Origin of the sequence: Hassallia byssoidea VB512170 (genome assembly GCF_000817785.2) — a bacterium.
In the GTDB taxonomy this organism is placed as follows: Bacteria; Cyanobacteriota; Cyanobacteriia; order Cyanobacteriales; family Nostocaceae; genus Hassallia; species Hassallia carrinoi.
The window spans coordinates 29,038-43,829 of sequence record NZ_JTCM02000054.1 but is presented as its reverse complement, the minus strand read 5'-3'; the positions used below and the strand labels follow the sequence as shown (position 1 = coordinate 43,829).

General features: G+C 40.4%; 8 protein-coding genes. 7 read left to right on the top strand and 1 reads right to left on the bottom strand.

Annotation, left to right across the window (positions count from 1 at the left end):
- From PI95_RS21045 to PI95_RS21015, 7 genes are all read left to right on the top strand, one after another.
- Positions 1–889: O-antigen ligase family protein (locus PI95_RS21045; RefSeq protein ID WP_163519056.1), on the top strand; the 889-nt coding region annotated here is incomplete at its 5' end.
- A 142-nt stretch (positions 890–1,031) separates the two neighbouring features.
- Positions 1,032–1,553 (top strand): Ycf51 family protein, encoded by a 522-nt coding sequence (locus tag PI95_RS21040; RefSeq protein WP_039737355.1) that lies wholly within the window; start codon positions 1,032–1,034, stop codon positions 1,551–1,553.
- Between the two features lie 538 nt (positions 1,554–2,091).
- Entirely contained in the window at positions 2,092–3,774 is a 1,683-nt protein-coding gene (locus tag PI95_RS21035; protein WP_039737357.1) for a GMC oxidoreductase, read from the top strand.
- A gap of 417 nt (positions 3,775–4,191) precedes the next feature.
- Positions 4,192–4,683 carry a tellurite resistance TerB family protein gene (locus tag PI95_RS21030; RefSeq protein WP_039737358.1) on the top strand — a complete coding sequence of 164 codons (492 nt, stop codon included), beginning with the start codon at positions 4,192–4,194 and terminating at the stop codon, positions 4,681–4,683.
- 300 nt (positions 4,684–4,983) lie between these two features.
- Positions 4,984–6,558 (top strand): mechanosensitive ion channel family protein, encoded by a 1,575-nt coding sequence (locus PI95_RS21025; RefSeq protein WP_039737359.1) that lies wholly within the window; start codon positions 4,984–4,986, stop codon positions 6,556–6,558.
- Positions 6,559–6,666: 108 nt separating this feature from the next.
- Complete coding sequence (locus PI95_RS21020; protein ID WP_201280543.1) at positions 6,667–7,815, top strand: iron-containing alcohol dehydrogenase family protein; 1,149 nt, start codon at positions 6,667–6,669, stop codon at positions 7,813–7,815.
- Entirely contained in the window at positions 7,812–9,017 is a 1,206-nt protein-coding gene (locus tag PI95_RS21015; protein ID WP_039737360.1) for an aspartate aminotransferase, read from the top strand. Before PI95_RS21020 ends, PI95_RS21015 begins: the two co-directional genes overlap by 4 nt.
- 1,060 nt (positions 9,018–10,077) lie before the next feature.
- On the opposite strand, the gene PI95_RS21005 is transcribed toward PI95_RS21015, so the two are convergent.
- A complete protein-coding gene (locus PI95_RS21005; protein WP_039737362.1) occupies positions 10,078–14,784 on the bottom strand; it encodes a tetratricopeptide repeat protein in 4,707 nt (1,568 codons plus the stop codon).
- Positions 14,785–14,792 lie beyond the last annotated feature (8 nt).

Sequence of the window (14,792 nt, the reverse complement as noted above, 5' to 3'; positions counted from 1 at the left end):
GGGGGGGGGGGGGGGGGGGGGGGGGGGGGGGGGGGGGGGGGGGGGGGGGGGGGGGGGGGGGGGGGGGGGGCAGGGGGCAGGGAGACAAGGAGACAAGGAGGACAAGGAGGACAAGGATGAAATTTCTATATCTCCCTTATCTTCCCCCTCTCCCTTGTCTTCCTTGTCTCCCCATCCCCCCCTCTCCCCCTCTCCTCCTCTTTCCTTCCTCTTCCTCACTGCGGTATTAATTGCCAACTTTGTAGCGTTGATTTTAACTAACTCGCGCAATGCTTGGGCGATCGCTATTGCTGCTTGTTTCGCTTATGCTGTCAACCAAGGTTGGCGGATTCTTATCGCTTTTGTTTCTGGTGTCGTCGGTAGCGTCATGTTAGCTGCTTTTGCGCCCCAAGCGATCGCAGTTATATTTCGTAAAGTCGTTCCTGCTTTCTTTTGGGCACGGTTAAACGACCAAATGTATCCCGATAGACCAACAGCCTTAATGCGAAAAACCCAATGGCAATTTGCTTGGTCTTTGGCACAACAGCGTCCTTGGACTGGTTGGGGTTTACGCAATTTTACTGCTCTTTACAAAGCACATTCACAGATTCGCTTGGGTCATCCTCACAACTTGTTTTTGATGCTTTCCGCCGAAACAGGACTTCTGAGTACTCTGTTATATTGTGGTTTACTCGGTTGGATTTTATTTGCCGGTGTCCAAGTGTTGCGAAGGTCAAAAGATATCGACCAAGAAGACAAATTGATACTTTTGAGTTACCTTCTTGTCTTAGTCGGGTGGGTGCTATTTAATACGGCAGACGTAACTTTATTCGATTTCCGCTTGAATACTCTAGCTTGGTTGCTGTTTTCTTCTGTTTGTGGAGTAGTCTATCGCTACAAAAATGTTTAAAATTACTTCTTCACCTTTCCCCTGAAGAAAATCCCCATTCCCCCATTACCCATTACCCATTCCCCATTCCCCATTCCCCATTCCCCATTCCCCCTAAAATAGGTGTATCAACAAAAGAAAGACACCATTATAACCAACTGTTATGTTCACAACAGGTGATTTTTTTCAATATACCCAATGGTCAGGAATTGCTACCTTGGTTTTGGCTGCGATCGCAATCCTGGGTTTTATTTTAAAATGGGGCATCCGCTTTCGGCTGGTGGGTGCGACTGGCTTTATGCTGGTGATGACGGCTGGTTTGTTTACACTCTCGTTGGGACCTTTAAGCCGCACGGTAATTCCGGGTGCGCTGAAGTATTCTCTAGTTTATGACAATGGGTCTACACAAGCAGTGATTGCTATACCACCGAGTATTACCCCAACGGAATTAGAAGCTACTCTACGTCAAGCAGCCAGCAATCTATATTCTTACGGTCGCTTAGGTTCACAGGGAAATAACCAACTGACGATTCGATCGCGTACTATTATCCATCCAGAAGCAGGGGTTTCTGTGCCACTATATTTGGGTGAGGTCAAGCGATCGCTTACTTCTCGTGAAGACTCAGAAATGACGCTGGAAATTTATCCAGAAAAATTCGCGCAACTGCCAAAACCAACCGCTTAATTGCCTAACTGGGTGATTGCAACATTCCCGACTTCACAGAAGTTGTCGGGAATCTCACCAAAGATAAAGCTTTAGTATATCTTTAAATATTTTATCCTGTTTTATTCTTCTTTTTCTAGATAAGCTGAATTATTCGCTCTCTTCGTTTATCTAAAGTTACTAAATGTATCGCTGTCATAAATTGTATGTAGTACGTAATGCCAAGGCTTTCTCTTCTGGTTCGTAAACAGCCTGGGTGTATTGGACATATGGTGAAAATGAACTGTGCGTTACCCGAAACCTTTGTAGAGACGTAGCAGTGCTACGTCTCTACATCTTTGACAACAAATGTCTATTGCACTCAATTGATAACTACATTTCTCAACTTAACAAGTATCGTCGTTGTTTGTAGAGATACTTGCATTTTTTTGCATCGATTCAACTACCTCACTGCTATGCGCTTTGCGGTATTTAATGCTGAAAGATTAGCATAAATCATTTGAAATATTTTCAGCAGATAACTATATAACAGTGCCGAAAAACTAGAGAGATTAAGTTAATGCTAATTGATAGCCGTAATTTACCTACAGATGAAGTCATTCAAACTGAAGTTTGTATTGTCGGTGCAGGTCCAGCCGGAATTACTTTGGCACGAGAATTTATTGGACAAGATTTTCGAGTTTGTCTATTAGAAAGTGGTGAGTTGGAATTTAATCAAGAAACACAATCTCTCAGTGAAGGTGAAACTATTGCCGATAATTTTCCCGAACTACATGAAATGCGTCGGCGTCAGTATGGTGGACTGGCTAATGCTTGGGGTATTGAAATATATAACAAGCAAATTGGTCTGAGACACATGCCTTTGGACGAAATAGACTTTGAAAAACGTGATTGGTTGCCATATAGCGGATGGTGTTTTAATAAATCTCATCTTAATTTTTTCTACGAACGCGCTCAAGCAGTTTGCAAGCTGGGAAATTTTGCTTATGAGGCTGAAGCTTGGTCAGATAATAAATCTCCTCAGCTACCTTTTAAAAGTGATAATGTAACTACTAGTATGTTTCAGTTTGGAACTCGCGATATTTTTCTCAATGAATATCGAGAAAAAATAAATCGGTCTGGGAATATCACGACTTATTTAAATGCAAATGTAGTAGAAATTGAAACTGACGAAACCGCGAAAACTGTAACTCGTGTCAAAGTAGCTTCTTTGCAACAAAATAGATTTTGGATAGCGGCAAAAGTATTTATATTAGCGACTGGGGGAATTGAAAATGCCCGGTTGTTATTACTATCAAACCAAACGCAAAAAAATGGCTTAGGCAATGAAAACGATTTAGTAGGCAGATTTTTTATGGATCATCCTTTAATTCGTTCGGGTGTGATTTTGCCTAATAATCCCCAAATCTTCAATTCTACAGCTTTATATGACTTACGCTTGGTAAAGAATGTCCCTGTAATGGGAAAAATTACTTTAGCTCAAGAAGTTATGCGTCGGGAAAAATTACTCAATATGAGTGCATTGCTTTTTCCCAGACATAACAAATTTACAACGGCGATTTTTCCGACACATAACGAATTTAGAACTGCGGGAAAAGCTTCTTTAAAAATCTTGCTTGCCGCAACTAAACGCGGGGAAATACCTGAAGATGTTCCTAAACATTTAGCAAATGTAATTAAAGACTTTGATAGTCTTTTTCTTCAATGGTATAAGCGTCACTTTCAAAAGCAACTGATGTTTTCTAATTTAAGTCAGGGTGGATGGTCGTATCAAAAAAATAAAGATAAGAAGTTTACAATGTTTGAAGTGGTGAGTCAAACTGAACAAGCTCCGCACCCTGATAACCGGGTGATGCTTAGTAGTAAACTTGATAAGCTTGGTTGTGCAAAAGCGCAGTTAAATTGGCGCTGGACTGAAACTGATATTAATAGTATAAAGACTTCGCAAGCAATTTTAGCACAAGAAGTTGCTCGCGCTGGATTGGGTGAATTTCAGATTGCATCGGATGGAGAACTTCCCCAAGTATTATCTATCAGCACGCATCATCATATGGGTACAACACGGATGCATGACGATCGCAAACAGGGTGTTGTCGATGCAAATTGTCAAGTTCACGGTGTCTCGAATTTATTTTTAGCTGGTAGTTCGGTTTTCCCTACAGGCGGCTTTGCTAATCCTACCCTGACGATTGTTGCTTTGGCTGTGCGGCTGGCGGATTATGTGAAAAGTCGCTGTTTTTAGTTCCCGACGACTGAAGTCGCGGTTCATCTTGCACTAGTATAGCCACGGCGCGATCGTTCGGATATGATGCTTGGTCACTTGCAACCTATGAAGTGCTGATGCTTACACAATGAAGCGATTAGCGAAGTGAGCTTGCTTACAATAGCCCCCACTTTGAAAACATCCTCTTAACTGTCTGAAAAATTTGCTTAAGTGTCTTAACTGTCTGAAAAATTTGCTTAAGTGTCTTAACTGTCCTTGCATTTTCGCTTTGATGCTGATAATATTTTCAGGCATATATACCAATAGTAATACATCAGCAATTCTACGAGGGATTTAATGGGTAAACACTAAGCAAGAAAACTGGACAATAATTCTTTCACTGATAAATAGCGTCTGCCAAATAGTAAATTCTCAAAAAAATTAAAGAGGTAACTGATGAGCGAGATCAAAGAATTAGTGCCTGCTTCAGAATTTATGAGGAAAAACTTAGGAATTTCCTCAGCTCCCCTTGAAGCATACTTGAACTACGGATATGCACTGCTCGCTATTGCAGGAGCAGATGGAGAGGTTTCAGAAGCTGAACTTAACTGGTTACTAAATCATCAGCGTCTTGTCGGCGCTCCTGAAGAAGTAATAGAAAAATACAAAACATTTGAATACAAAAATGCTGACTTAGAAAATTTGCTGAGTAAGATTACAGTTGATGTTTCTACTTGGTCGAAATCAAGGTCATTGTTATATCATGCAATTCAAATGTCTCGTGCCGATGACGATTACTCACTTGAAGAGCAACTTGCTGTAAAAAAAGCAGCTAAATTGTTGAAGGTTGAAGATGATATTGCGCTTGCTCTCAATAGGTTGGTAGAAACAGAAGAAGCAGTAACTGCATTACGTAAAGCGTTACTACAAACTGAGGTTTTAGCTTAATCGAAGAATAAAGGTTTCGGGCTATGGGTTTAAAACCTGATTTAAAAGCTCGAAACCCTTACTGTCTAAAGTATTTAGCTTTTTTATCTATCTCTAATCCTTTTATTTTGGCTAAGGTAACAGAACCGCTAACACAATTGATCGAGATGGTTAGTATCACACAGGTGATATTGTCTATGTTGATGTGGTTTCTGGAGTTAGTAGCCTACGATCATTAATTTTTCTGGGCTACCATATCCCCGACTTATTGAAGAAGTCGGGGATATAGCTGCCTTTTTTCAGATATTTAGAAGGAAAAAGATGAATATACTAATTATCCTCGGTGAAGTCATATTTTTAATAGTTATTTTCTCGCTGTTTAACTGGCTAATTGGCATCATCTTCAAGCAAGTCGCTAAAGTTTCGTGGCTTCAAGGAAAAACTAGAAATATCACCTTCCTGAAGAGGAATATCAGCAGACTTTTGATTTTAACTTGTGTGATTCTGTGTCTTGTGCTGATTGGTGTGAATGGGATGGTGATTTATCGAGGTGGAAACATTCAAGAATTTCAACTTAATCTTATTCGCAGTCTTCCTACTCAGTTTTGGCTCAATCTCTTGACTGCAAGCTTGAAAAGTGTGAGTTTGCTGATGCTAGTTAAATTTAGCATACCACCCTTAAGCCGGGGTATAGATTGGGTTTGCGATTACGCCAAGAAAGCCGATCAAATCAAGGCTAATGATGAAAGTACCGAGGCTTTTTTTCGGGTCTTAAAAAGAATTATCATTCATACTCTTTGGATATCATCTGCTATCCTGTGCGCTAAATTTCTCTACCTACCAGAAGTCGTTACTAAATATCTTTACATTGCCTTAAAAATATACATTATTGTCACAGTTGGTTTACTCATTGTTAAAGCTGTTGCTACTATTGTTGACACTCTCGACGCGCTGAGTCTTAAATTCTCCAGTTCTAACGATCTACTGCGTTTATATGAGCGTTTACGTCATTTAATTCCCCTCTTCAAAAAATGTTTGGAATACGTCCTCTATGTTGGCATAATAAATCTTGTTGTTCCAGAAATAGAACCTATTGCTTGGATAAGTGCTTATACCCCTAGAATTGTGCAGATTATTGGGGTTTATTTTATTAGCAATGTTTTGATTGAAGTCGCTTACTTCATTCTTGATGAGTTCTACTTAAAAACTACAGATACAAATGACTCACAGCGACAAAAACGACTAACACTGATTCCCTTAATACGGAGTTTTGCCAAATATTTCGTCTACTTCACTGCCGGAGTTACCATACTCAAGCTTATTGGTATTGATCCAGCACCTATCTTAGCAGGTGCAGGGATTGTAGGTATAGCAGTTGGTCTTGGGGCGCAAAACCTGATAAATGATGTCGTTTGTGGATTTTTGATTTTATTTGAAAACTATTACTTGGTAGGTGATTATGTTGAAGTTGGGAAAGTGGAAGAGAGAAATATTGAGGGGCTTGTAGAAGCGATTGAACTGCGAACCACTCACGTCCGCCATCCTGATGGTCAATTGCAGATTGTTCGTAATGGGGATATTGGATCAATTATCAACTACTCCAAGCAGTATATATATGCAAGGGTGGAAGTTAGCGTTTCCTATGACTCGAATTTAGATCATGTGTATAGAGTGGTTGAGAAGATAGGACAGCAGTTAAAGCTGGATGAACAGGATGTTCTGGAACCTACAAGAGTAGCTGGACTAGAAAGTTTTGGTGAGAATAACCTATTGCTGCTGACGCTGACAAAGGTCAAGCCTGGAAAACACCTTCATATTCAGCGTGTTCTCCGCAAGATATTGAAGGATACTTTTAGCCAAGAAGAAATTGAAATTTGCGGTTTCTCCAAAAATTGATACTAGCTGTTGGCTCCTCCAGGGTGCAGGTGCAAAATATAAGTTAAATAATATCAAACTTTTTTTGGCAAACTAGAATATATGCTTAGTTAATTTTCTAATCCTACTTTGTCTACTCAAACTTCTAATTCATTATTTACTCTGACGATCGCACCAGCAAAGGTCATCCGTGGTGCGGGTGCGTTGACTTCTTGCGGTGAAGCAATTTCTCGTTTGGGAACTCGTCCGTTAATTTTAGCAGGCGATCGCACTCTCGCTCTGATTCAAACTCACTTACAACCAGTTTTACAGCAATTGCAAGTTGCTCAAGCATCTTATGGTGCAGATTGTTGTGAAGATAGTTTAAATTCTTTACGCAAAGCGGCTAAAGAACATCTTGCTGATGTCATTATCGGTGTTGGTGGTGGTAAAGCACTCGATACAGCGAAGTTAATCGCGCATCAATTACAGTTACCCGTAGTAACAATTCCTACCTCTGGCGCAACTTGTGCCGCTTGGACTGCCCTCTCAAACGTATACTCTGACAAGGGTGCGTTTTTATATGATGTGGCGCTTTCTCAGTGTCCAGATTTATTGATACTCGATTATGATTTAATTGAAACTGCTCCTCAACGTACTTTGATAGCGGGAATTGGGGATGCGATCGCTAAATGGTACGAAGCCTCAGTTAGCAGCGGACACTCAGAACAAACTTTAATTATTTCCGCAGTCCAACAAGCGCGAGTTTTGCGGGATATTCTTTTTCAAAAGTCAGCCGCAGCCTTAGAAGCCCCAGGAAGCGACATTTGGCGCGAAGTTGTAGACGCTACCGTTTTACTCGCTGGGGTAATTGGCGGAATTGGTGGGGCACAATGTCGTACTGTTGCGGCACATGCAGTGCATAATGGTTTAACCCACATTTGCAAACACGACAGTATTCACGGCGAAAAGGTCGCTTACGGTATCTTGGTGCAACTACGTCTAGAAGAAATGGTACAGGGAAGTCAGCTAGCTGCTGCCGCAAGGCAACAGTTGTTGAAATTCTATACAGAAATCGGGTTGCCGCAAAAGTTGAGCGATTTAGGATTGGGCAACATCACTTTAGGTGAGTTGCAAACAGCCGCAGAAATTGCTTTAACGCCTAATTCTGACATCCATCGACTACCATTTAAAGTGGCGTTGGAACAGTTGATGGCAGCGATGGTTTCCACCACTGCACCAATAGATACTACAGCTTTGCGGGTATCAATAAGGGGAATTGACGAGGTTCAGGAATGAGTTTGGATTGGATTGTCCCGGCGGAACGTATACAGCAACTACCACCTTACGTATTTGCACGGTTAGATGAACTGAAAGCGAAAGCGCGGGAACAAGGATTAGATTTGATTGATTTGGGGATGGGAAACCCCGATGGTGCGACACCGCAGCCAGTTGTAGAAGCAGCGATCGCTGCTTTGCAAAATCCCGCCAATCACGGTTATCCACCGTTTGAAGGTACTGCGAGCTTTCGCACCAGCATCACCAATTGGTATCATCGTCGCTATGGTGTAACTCTTGACCCTGATAGCGAAGCTTTGCCGCTACTTGGATCTAAAGAGGGATTGACACATTTAGCGATCGCCTATATAAATCCTGGCGATTTAGTTTTGGTACCTTCTCCCGCTTATCCGGCACATTTTCGCGGACCTGCGATCGCTGGAGGCAAAGTCCACAGCTTGATTCTCAAACCAGAAAATGACTGGTTGATTGATTTAGCCGCAATTCCCGATGAAGTTGCCGAAAGCGCGAAAATTCTTTACTTCAATTATCCCAGCAATCCTACCGCTGCGACTGCCCCCCGCGAATTCTTTGAGGAAATCGTCGCTTTCGCCCGGAAACACGAAATCCTCTTGGTACACGATTTATGTTATGCTGAGTTAGCTTTTGATGGCTATCAACCCACAAGTTTGTTAGAAATTCCCGGTGCGAAAGAAATCGGTGTAGAGTTTCACACCCTTTCTAAAACCTATAATATGGCAGGTTGGCGCGTCGGTTTTGTGGTAGGAAATCGCCATGTCATTCAAGGTTTGCGGACTCTGAAAACCAATCTTGATTACGGCATTTTTGCCGCTTTGCAAACTGCCGCCGAAACCGCTTTACAACTGCCTGATGTATACTTGCATGAAGTCCAGCAACGCTATCGTACCCGTCGCGACTTTTTGATTCAAGAGTTAGGACACTTGGGTTGGGATGTTCCCAAAACCAAAGCGACGATGTATTTGTGGGTTCCGTGTCCTCCTGGTATGGGTTCAACAGATTTCGCTTTGAATGTCTTACAGCAAACTGGTGTAGTAGTGACACCGGGTAACGCTTTCGGAATTGCTGGTGAAGGATACGTGCGGATAAGCTTGATTGCTGATTGCGATCGCTTGGGTGAAGCAATGCGACGCTTCCAGCAAGCCGGTATCCGCTATCAAAGTGAAGCCGTTGTTTCTACATAATAACCCTCTTCTCTGCGCCTCTGCGTCTCTGCGTGAGGCTTATTAATTAGCTGTTACACATCTAATTTTGATTTTAAACCTTACTAGGCGCAGAGGAGCCAGCGCCTTGCGGGGGTGGAGGAGTTTGTGGCGACTGGCGTGGCGCAGAGTCACAGAGAAAAGAGTTTGATTTTTATAAGAATTACTGATTTTGAATTTGCACTTAACCAATTCTGATGTTGCGATCGCTTGGGTGAAGCCATGCGACGCTTCCAGCAAGCCGGTATTCGCTATCACTCAGAAGCCGTCGTCTCTACATAATGACCCTCTTCTCTGCGACTCTGCGGCTTTGCGTGAGGCTAATTTTGATTTTAAACCTTTTCGGTTTTTAAGTTGTTAGCTTCAATGATAGTCTGAACTAAATTGTTAAGTTTATCTAACTCTGTTTGGTTTGAACGCTTCTATTGTTCTAAAGCAGATTTAATAGAAAGAGCTTTACTCTGTTTTTTAGGAATTAAAACAGATGAAAAATGCATAACTCAAAACAGTGTATAGGTGCTATAGAAGACTTGCAAACAGGGAATACAGATGTTAGAGAGTAAAGAATAATGATAAAACAATCATTAATTAATAGACATGAGAAACTTAGAGCTATTGCATACAGTATGGACTTACTAATCCCCGGATTTTATTTCTGGTGTCCATATTTCACTGTCCGAATTGGCGGCGCTATACCAGATGATAACCCTTATAAATATCCTGGTAAAATTCATAGTTTTTGGGGCGTGGCGCTGGTGCTACCCGGATACAAAATAGTTACAACTTACCAGGGTAGCTATGACGCTTGATAAGCATACTATCCAGGGATTATCAGCATTTACCAGCAAAACATTACCATCAAGTGAATTTGAAAAACGAATGATTAACGCGGGTTATTGCGAAGTGGGAACCGCGCCCGCGCAAGGTGGAAGAATAAAAGTATGGTGGTCACACGATATTTTCCCTAGGGTAGAATCTATCTATAGTCCTAGTAGAAATACTGTATTAACTGCTTATCACGTTTAACAAATACGTTAGCTGACTACAACCCATTACCAATCAAAATAAACGGCGCCCAATAATATGGATGCGACAAATCATTTTGTTGCGGATTCTTAGCACTATACAGTAAACTCAATTGCGCTTGATGCAAAGCTTCAGCTTTTGTAACATGTTTTTGATTAGTACTTTTAGCCAGATTACCGTAAAAATTCTGCATCAATGAACTAGTGCTTTCATCATTCACTAACCACAACGAAGCAATTACAGCTTTAGTTCCCTGTGATAAAAACTTAGAACTAATGCTGTTAATTTCCACACCATCTTGTCCCTTTTTACCAACTGCGGTTTCACAAGCAGACAGCACTACTAAATGCACATAATATAAATCTGACAAATTAGTAATTTCCGGTATGGTAAGCTTTTTACCAGTTCCCAATACAATATAAGAAGCATCAGCACTACCAGGTTCAAATACTCCATGAGTAGCGATGTGGAGAATTTGATTATCGCGTAAATTATTTCGCAGCGTGTCAAAGTTAAATGCTTGGTTGAAAAACTCTTTACCGGGAAAAATACCTTTCTTATCTGTTGTTGATTTGCGGACTATTCCATCTAACTCTGTTTGGACATTTGGTAAAGGATCGAAACCAGGAACTGCATTAGTAAGTCCTAATCCTAAAACAGAGACATTTTGAGTACCGGGAGGCAGCTTTTCTTTCATATCAATTAACGCTGCTGACGGTACTACAGAGACGTTGTAGCGTTCAACGAGATATTTTTCTCCATCATATAAAGCACTCATCGGCACATAACGCACTTGTCTATCGAGTGCAAAAACTAAGTTTTGAGTTTTATTTTTACTCAGTTCGCTTTCTAAAGGTTTAATTAGCCAATCGTACAATTTTTTACCTTTTTGTTGCACCTGATTAACAGGTGTGAAGGATCTTGCTAAGGAAGTGCGAAAGTCTTGTACAGCTTGTCGCAATTCTTCCTCACTAACATTCTTAATTTCCCAAGCTTTGCGAACACCACCTTCAGAAGCCCAGATTAACCAAATGCTGTTATCGTAAACTATGGGAGAAATGAAAACTGTACCTGGTTGAGATTCGACGATTTCCCGGATTTTGCCACCTAATTCGGGGTCGAAAAACCCCTTATTATCTTCTGCAAAACGATTGCGTAATCCCATCGCAAGTTTATTTAATTTAGTGTTATATTGATTGTTTATTTCATCTTGAACTGTCTGTAATTGTTTGAATTCACTACACTTATTTTTTCTACAGCCTTCCAGCTTTTGTTCAAATGCAATTAAGCTACCATATTGAGCAATGATTTTTTTCTCCGTCTCACTCAAGACAACATTTGTAGTTTGTCCCATCGCTTCGCGTAATTCTTGAATTCCTGCAAGTTGTCTAACTTGTAAAGATTCTTCAACTCGTCCTTGTTTTAAGAGTAAGACGGCTAATTGACGATAAATATCAGAGGTTTTAAATTTATCAAAATCAATCGTTGCTTGCAAGAATGATGTTTGTAACTGTGGTGGTAAACCTTGAATGTTTGTCCGAAGTTGTTCTAATCCACCTATAGATTTTTGATAAAAATTAATTGCTTGATCGACATCATTTTTATCTTGGTAAACACGGGCTAAACCTGCATAAATGTAAGCATTCTCACCTGCAATTGCTAAAGCAGCGTTATAAGTGGAAATTACTTCATCTTTGCGTCCAAATTTGCGATGCAGACTTGCAATATTGCTGAGTGCTAATTTTTCAAAGACAGGATTTTGCACTTTGCGAGAAAAGGTTAAAAAGTTTTGGGCTGATTCCATTGCTTTCGCATCATTACCCAATTCACCGTAACCAAGACTCAGTATTTGATATGCAAAAGCTTCCAGTCGGGGAGATTTTACTTGTTGAAAAAGAGTTAAAGCTTGTTGGGATAACTCCACAGTTTTTTGTGGTTCCCCTTCAGCAAAAGAAATGTTAGCTAAATTTAATAAGACTACTCCTTTATCTTCACGGTTATTCAATTTTTCCAATGTAATGAGTGATTGTTGATAGAATTCTTTGGCTTTGTTGTAATCTCCCAAATCGTTGTAAATACTACCAAGAGTGTTTTGGGGGGATACTAAAAGAGGGAGATTGTCAAGTGATTTCGCAATTTTTAAACTTTCTTCGCTGAATGACAGCGCTTTTTGATAATCTTTAATTTGTCTGTAATATCTACCTAGTCTATCGAGAGCGGTTAATTCTAAACGAGGATTTTTTAATTCTTTGGCAATTTTCAAACTTTGGTCAAGAAAATCTTTCGCTTTTGTATAGTCACCGATATTTGTGTAAGCACTACCTAAGTCTGTTAGTAATTGTGCGCTAGAAATGCGATTGTTTATTTTCTGCGATAATTTTAGGGCTGGTTCGGCAACTGCAATGACTTTTTGATATTCTCCCAAAGCCTCATAAATTTCACTTGTTACAGCCGTAGCTGCTACTTCTCCTCCAAAGTATTGTTTTGTGTGGAACAACCCCAAAGCACTTTGCGCTGTTTCAATTCCTAAATCGTATTCTCCGCGAAGTTTGTATGCTAGGCTGAGTTCTAATAAAGCGATCGCTTCATCATTAGGAGCATTCTGTTGTTTTGCTAAAGTTATGGCTTGCTTCGCTGTCTCCACTGCTTTGGTGGTATCTCCAGTTAAGCGATATCCTTCACTTAAATCATTTAAACTAGAAGTTTCAAAGAGTCCAAGTTTTGCTTTTTGCACCAGCGCTAGTTTTTGCTGTGCTAACTCCAATACTTGTTTGTAATTACCTTGATTTTTATAGATATCACTAAGTTTCTTTAAAGCACGAAGCTCTAGAGTAGAGTTTTCTAATTGCTTGGCAATTTCTAACAGTTGATTTGCGGTTAAGAGCGCTTTTTGCTGATTTCCTTGGTTGTTATATGCGTAGCTTAAGTTGTCTAATGCCTCTGCTTCTAAGTTGGGTGCTTTGATTTGTCTTGCAATGGTTAAAGCTTGTTGACTGAATGCGATCGCTTTATTAAAATCCTTGATACTATTGGTGTATAAAAAACTTAATCGTAGCAGTGCATTTGCTTCTAAATCCGGTTTGCGGATAGTTTGAGTGTATTTCAGTGCTTGTTGGGCAAAATCAACAGCTTTGTCAAATTGCCCAAGACCTGTATAACTGCGACTTAATCCATCTAAGGCTCTATACTCAAGTGACAATGGATAATTTTGTAAATTTGTCGCTAGTTTACCAATTTCGACTTGTCGCGCTGCGGCTATAGCTTGTTGGTAAGCTTCCACAGCTTTTTGATATTCATTTATATTAATGTAGATGTCGCCCAAACCGATTAAACTAGATGCTTCAAATAATTTATCTTTTTGCTCTCGGTAAATTTCTACTAGACGTAACTTTACCTCAAGTTCTTTGCGCTTATCACCTTGGTCAATGTAAATATTACTGAGAGAGGTAAGAACCGATGATTCACTATCTAAGTCTTTTATTGCTTTAGCAATGCTCGCCGATTGTTGCAAAACTTCAATCGCTTTTTGATATTCTTTTAGTTCGCCATAAGCTGTTCCCATATACCATAAGGCATCAGCTTCATATTTCCGAAATTTCAACTCTCTAGCGATGGTTAAGGTAGCTTTTGAAAGTTCAATAATGCGAGTAGCATCTGATTTTACTGAGGTGTAATCTCCTTTTAATTTATTGTTAGATAATCTTTGTCCATAAACTCTTGTTAACCAATCTAAAGCTCTCATTTCTTGGCGGCGTAACTGATTTTCTCGCGCCAAAACTAATGCTTGCTGCCCAAATTCTAAGCTAGTGTCTATTTTCTTTTGCAACCAGTATACGCCCGATATCCGTCTGATAATCTGACTTTCTTGAGAGCGATTTCCCGATTCTCTTGTTATAGGTAGTACTTGCTGTAATAATTGTAGGGCTTGATCGTATTTATTTTGTACTAAGTAAATTATACCGATTCGCGTTAAACTCTCACCCTCTCTGGCGTGGTTTTTTATCTCTTGGTTCAACGATAATGCTTTTTGTGCTACCTCCAAAGCACGGGGATAGTCTTTCAAATCAGAGTAAACTTCTGCTATCCTGTTGAGGGTTAAGCCTGTTTGTAACTTATCTCCTGCTGCTTCTTGAATCTTGAGAGCTTGGTTTAAAGTTTCCAAAGCCTTGGTATATTGTTTGAAACCTCTATCATAAACTGCTCCTATTCGGCTGAGGGTTTTAGCTTCACCAGTTTTGTCTCCTACTTCACGACGAATTGCCAAAGCTTGCTGCAAGATTTCCAAGGCTTTATCATATTGTTCCTGCAACAAATAAGCCCCACCAATATTATCTAGGGTTTCTCCCGCTTTCACCTTGTCTGGTAATTCCCGCCAAATAGCTGAAGCTTGCTGCAATACTTCCAAAGCTTTCTCATCTAGTTCCAAACCTAGATAAACCTCGCCGATATTATTGAGAGTTTGCCCAATTCCCGCTTTATCCCCCAACTGTCGCCGCATTTCCAAGACTTTTTCATAAGTTTGCAGCGCTTGGGGATATTTTCCTAGCCGATACTGCTGCACACCTTCTTGAAACAGCCTGTCAGCTTCCCCTTTGCTATTTGAAGTTGTCGCAGTTTGTGCAAGTGTATACTTGACGACTAAAGGATTAGCCGCTAAAGCTACTGGACAAATTAGGGAAATTACTAAGCTAGTAACAGTAAGACCTTTCAGACGGTGGGACATTGGTAACT

Excerpts from the sequence above, each read along its gene's own strand:
- PI95_RS21040 (WP_039737355.1), top strand. The coding sequence starts at position 1,032 with ATGTTCACAACAGGTGATTTTTTTCAATATACCCAATGGTCAGGAATT.
- PI95_RS21035 (WP_039737357.1), top strand. The coding sequence starts at position 2,092 with ATGCTAATTGATAGCCGTAATTTACCTACAGATGAAGTCATTCAAACT.
- PI95_RS21030 (WP_039737358.1), top strand. The coding sequence starts at position 4,192 with ATGAGCGAGATCAAAGAATTAGTGCCTGCTTCAGAATTTATGAGGAAA.
- PI95_RS21025 (WP_039737359.1), top strand. The coding sequence starts at position 4,984 with ATGAATATACTAATTATCCTCGGTGAAGTCATATTTTTAATAGTTATT.
- PI95_RS21015 (WP_039737360.1), top strand. The coding sequence starts at position 7,812 with ATGAGTTTGGATTGGATTGTCCCGGCGGAACGTATACAGCAACTACCA.
- PI95_RS21005 (WP_039737362.1), bottom strand. The coding sequence starts at position 14,784 with ATGTCCCACCGTCTGAAAGGTCTTACTGTTACTAGCTTAGTAATTTCC.